Annotated in this window: 6 protein-coding genes; 5 read left to right on the top strand and 1 reads right to left on the bottom strand. The window is 37.7% G+C overall.

Annotated elements, in window-relative coordinates; all coding sequences use genetic code 11:
- The first annotated feature begins 69 nt into the window (after positions 1-69).
- From ABHN01_RS25185 to ABHN01_RS25165, 5 genes are all read left to right on the top strand, one after another.
- Positions 70-363 carry a hypothetical protein gene (locus ABHN01_RS25185; protein ID WP_429877817.1) on the top strand — a complete coding sequence of 98 codons (294 nt, stop codon included), beginning with the start codon at positions 70-72 and terminating at the stop codon, positions 361-363.
- A gap of 319 nt (positions 364-682) precedes the next feature.
- Positions 683-1,381: a carbonic anhydrase gene (locus tag ABHN01_RS25180; protein ID WP_429877816.1), complete on the top strand. Its 699-nt coding sequence runs from the start codon at positions 683-685 to the stop codon at positions 1,379-1,381.
- A 1-nt stretch (position 1,382) separates the two neighbouring features.
- A complete protein-coding gene (locus tag ABHN01_RS25175; RefSeq protein ID WP_425590817.1) occupies positions 1,383-2,108 on the top strand; it encodes a DUF421 domain-containing protein in 726 nt (241 codons plus the stop codon).
- Between the two features lie 608 nt (positions 2,109-2,716).
- The gene (locus tag ABHN01_RS25170; protein WP_429877815.1) at positions 2,717-3,976 is read left to right on the top strand and encodes a cytochrome P450; all 1,260 of its coding nucleotides are present in this window, start codon (positions 2,717-2,719) and stop codon (positions 3,974-3,976) included.
- Positions 3,977-4,048: 72 nt separating this feature from the next.
- Positions 4,049-4,279 carry a hypothetical protein gene (locus ABHN01_RS25165; RefSeq protein WP_429877814.1) on the top strand — a complete coding sequence of 77 codons (231 nt, stop codon included), beginning with the start codon at positions 4,049-4,051 and terminating at the stop codon, positions 4,277-4,279.
- 266 nt (positions 4,280-4,545) lie between these two features.
- On the opposite strand, the gene ABHN01_RS25160 is transcribed toward ABHN01_RS25165, so the two are convergent.
- A partial coding sequence (locus tag ABHN01_RS25160) for an SRPBCC family protein (RefSeq protein ID WP_429877813.1) occupies positions 4,546-4,770 on the bottom strand: 225 nt, incomplete at its 5' end.

Genomic DNA, 4,770 nt, shown 5'->3' with positions numbered 1-4,770 from the left:
GTACAAAATAAAGTTCAGAAAGTGAAAAATTTTGCTTTCTAAATTTTAAAAAGGGGGAAGTGATTAAATTTGAATAACTGGATAACAGCGCTTTTTAATATGGGAAGAAGACAACCTCTTTTAAATATGTTTGGCAGACGGAGAAACAATAATGGATTGATGTGGGCGTCTGTTTTAGGTCTTGTAATTAGTGCGGCTGTTTATGGATTAAGAAGAAATCAAAACAGAAAGATACAGAATCCTGTTCAAAACTTAATGAATAATTTTCCCATGGGAAAAAGTGTCCAAAAACCGAATATCGCTGGATTAACAGAGTTTGCGAAAGAATTAATTCCTAGTAAAAATCCATTTACCAACAAATAGCCTTTATTTCTAAATGCCCACGATTAGGTGGGTATTTTAAATATACGATTTCGCTGCCATACGTTCAGTATATAAATTTATGCTTACCCTTAAATAAAAAATTCGACATAAAAAATTCAATAACCAAATTGGTTGCGGGTATATTATAAATGTCCCTTTTATAAAAGATTAAACAAACCGGTGAACATACTTATTTTGATGGATGAACCACGAGCTACATTTACGATATAGGCAAAGAACGGAGTCTTAAAAATTTTATTTGTAAATCAAAATATTTAAATAAATAAAAATGGAATATTAAGGAAAGGATGGTGTGAACATGAAAATGAGCAACAAATTAATCTTAGGTTTTACCGTTTCTTCCATTGTTGGAAAAGTTATGGAAGCTTTAAACAATAAAGATAATGTGACCCCAAATACAACAACTACGTTTAATTTGAACATTGATAAACCTACTGTGGATCATTCATCTTATATCCATCATTTCGCTTCCGTAATTGGCAGTGTTAGCATAGGTGAGAATGTGTATGTAGGTCCGTTTTCATCCTTAAGGGGAGATGAGGGGTTAAGGATCCATATTGGAAATGGAACCAATGTACAGGATGGGGTAGTGCTGCATGGGTTAAAAAATTATGAATATCAAGGTGTGTTGGCCAATCATTCAACTTTTAAAGAAAATCAGCCTTACTCAATCTATATAGGTGATCAGGTTACGTTAGCACCGCAATGCCAAGTACATGGACCTGCCAGGATCGATAATAAAGTGTTTATTGGCATGCAATGTTTAGTCTTTGATTCTTACGTAGAGGAAAACGTGGTATTAGAACCAGCTTCAAAGGTAATAGGAGTGAAAGTTCCTCGAAACCGATACGTTACAGCAGGAAAGGTAGTCACTAGTCAAGACGAAGCAGATCAGTTGCCAAAGATCACATCACAATACCAATATTATGATTTTAATGAGAAAATGATTTCAGTCTATAAAGAACTTGTAGACGGATACAAAAGGGATGATCAATGAAATGTTGGAATGGGTAAAAGAAATTGTTGTATTATACGGAAGAATTATCACCCTCGTTCCTTTTTTATTGATTACAGCATTATTTATAGGAAAACGTTCTATTAGTGAAATACCAGTGTTTGACTTTTTAATCATCATTACACTTGCTGTCGTTGCTGGAGTGGATATATCCAACCCGAACATCAGCCATTTAAATACTACGATCGCCATTTCGGCTATTGCCTTTTTGCAAAGAGTCATATCGACTTTAATAATAAAAAATAGACGAATCGGTAAATTGATCACATTTGAGCCAACAATAGTCATACAAAACGGAACCATGCTTGTGGGAAATTTAAAGCGTATCCGCTATTCCTTAGACAACATTCTTCAAATGCTCAGAGAAAAGGATATATTTAATCTAACAGATGTGGAACTTGCAATAGTAGAAGCAAATGGAAATTTAACCGTTTATAAAAAAGCGAACAAATCTTTTGTTACGATAGAGGATTTAGAAATTAAAAAGAAACATGAAGGCATATCCTACCCTGTCATCTTGGAGGGAAAAATTGATTCTACTGTTCTTAACCAGTTAAACTTAAATGAAAAATGGTTAATAGATCAATTACAAAAGAAAGGAATCAAAGAATTGGATAGCATTTTTTTCGCTTCGATTAATGATAATCACGAACTGCATTTCTCATTTGTCAATGATGTTACGAAAGCTACTCACCGAATCGTACATTAAGGATTAAGAAGGTAGATGTTTTATTATAAAGGAAATATTTTTGAAAAGCTAATTAAATTAATCTTTAATCATAAACGAGGATCGCCTATATAAAGGCGTGTCTTTTTGTATTGGGCCATATTTGTTGAACAATGTCTATTCAACTATCGAAGCATGATAATTCAACAAGACAAATTAAAAAAGTCGATTCCTTATTACACGAACCGGCTTTTTTTTAGAAGTTGAAATCTGTTTAAGGGTCCTACCAACGAAAACATAGGCTAAGGCTGAAAGTCCCATCATATAAGGACTTTTCTGTCTAATCAATTAATTCTACTTGAAGTAGATGAACAAAGAATAATGAATGGGTTTCTGAACTCTTTTGCATTTAATAAGTTCAGAAATACGGGGTTTTTGCACTCATGTACAGAATAGAAGAATTTCTCACGAAACTAAACGAAGCAGTTTGAGGTTTGACTAAAGAGCTATTAGAAGTCATTAACGTCAAGAAGGTTCTAAATTGTATCAAGTTGAACACCATTTATCCCAGGTCCAAGTTTTGTTGAGAGTAAACAGGGAAGAGTTTACAAAGAATAAGACCATTACTCATGAAAATGGAGATGGATCATATGTCAAATATAAATCAAATGCCTCGGGAAGAAGGAATAGACCATAGCTTAAGTCTTATGAGAGAAGGATATATGTACATTCTGAACAGACGTCACAGTTTTAATTCCGATATTTTCCAGACCAGATTGCTAGGAAAGAAAGCGATCTGCATGGGAGGAAAGGAAGCTGCGGAAGTTTTTTATGACACTGAGAAATTCAAAAGGAAAGATGCAGCACCAAACCGGGTGGTTCAAACATTGTTTGGCAGGAATGGTGTTCAGGCGTTAGATGGGCAGACCCATAAACATCGCAAGGAAATGTTTATGGCGATCATGTCTTCTGACGAGATTAAAAAACTGACCGACATTACAAAAAAACAGTGGGAGATCGCAGTGGATAAATGGGAACAGATGGATAAGGTTATTCTTTATGAAGAAGCGAAGGAAATTATGTGCAGGACAGCCTGTCAGTGGGCAGGGGTACCGGTACAAGAAGGCAAAGTTAAGATGCTGACAAAAAATTTAGGGGCAATGTTCGAGTCGGCAGCTGCAGTTGGTCCAAAACATTGGGTAGGGAGACATGCACGGAATTACGTAGAAATATGGATTGGAGAACTCATTGATAGGGTTCGTGATGGGAAAGTGAATCCCCCTGAAAATACCGCATTACACAGATTTGCCTGGTATCGGGATCTGGAAGGGAATCTTCTGGATACCGAGACTGCAGCTGTAGAAGTAATCAATATTTTGAGACCGATTGTGGCGATTGCTATATTCATCAATTTCATTGCGCTGGCAGTGTTCCATTATCCGGAAGAAAGGGAGAAACTTAAATCCGGCGATGAAAAGTATGCTCAGATGTTTGTACAGGAAGTTCGCCGTTTTTATCCATTTTTTCCATTTGTAGTGGCACTGGTAAAAAAAGATTTCACCTGGAAAGGCTATAAATTTGAAGAAGGCACGTTAACCTTGCTGGATCTTTATGGTACAAATCATGACCCTAAAATTTGGAAAAATCCTCATATATTTAGTCCTGATCGATTTGCCAAATGGGAAGGAAGCCCTTTTAGCTTCATTCCGCAGGGTGGTGGTGATTACTTAATGGGACATCGCTGTGCTGGGGAGTGGGTCACCATTGAAGTCATGAAAGTGAGTCTTGGTTTTCTAGCGAATCGAATGGATTATGAAGTTCCTGACCAGGATTTAAGTTTCAGCATGGTTAGCATGCCAAGTATTCCCCATAGTAAAATAGTGATCAAAAATGTTAAGCGGAGGATATAATTTCATTTCTATCTCTACTCAATTATTGTGAGTAATTAGCTTATTAAGCTACGGGGGGCGTTTCTACAATAAGTGGAGACGCTTTTTCCAACGGGGCAGGAACAGTTTTCAGAAAAGCGAGGTGGTGAACCAAAAAAACGATATGAGGCTAAATGGCTTTTAAAAATGAAACGTTTATCAAAAACGATGGTTTTTGGCAATGATAAAAAGACACCTAAATTTGGCCTGTCACTTTTGGAGATAATTTGCGCTTATTTTAAGTGCTATTTTGCACCATCCTACTTTGTAGCATTGGAATTATGATCGGGGTAACATTTACAACGTTAAGGAAATCCCAATATAAAAAGCCAGATTTCTCAATTTAAAATAGAGAAATGTGGCTTTTTCATTACTCCATAATCGCGCCCGTTTCTCGATCCTGTTCGGAACTGGTGGGAAGGACGTCACATCCTCCGTCGCGGGCGATCGGTGGGACTTGACCGGTGGCGCTTTATGCATTTTACGAGTAGCCATCTGCGAAGAGGATCCATGAAGGCTCCTTCTCTGTTCTTGCTCGTCGTCTACTGCTTTTAGTCGCTCAGGTGCGTCATCAGATCGTCGAGCGCGTCAGACCAGCCATCATACACGTACTGATCACCGGGGTGACCGGCGAATCCGCGTAGGTGGAAGATCATCTCAGTGCAGTCGCCGTGCTCCGTAAGGGTTAGAGTCACGACAGGGGATTTCTCGATGGGATCGTCGGGGTAACCCCAGGTGAAGACGAGCCGTTCGAAAGGTACGACGTCGAGGAACAC

Source organism: Fictibacillus sp. NRS-1165 (genome assembly GCF_050468105.1).
GTDB classification, from domain to species: domain Bacteria; phylum Bacillota; class Bacilli; order Bacillales; family Fictibacillaceae; genus Fictibacillus_C; species Fictibacillus_C terrinigri.
The sequence above is the reverse complement of the archived record's forward strand: the minus strand, read 5'-3'. Positions and strand labels throughout refer to the sequence as shown.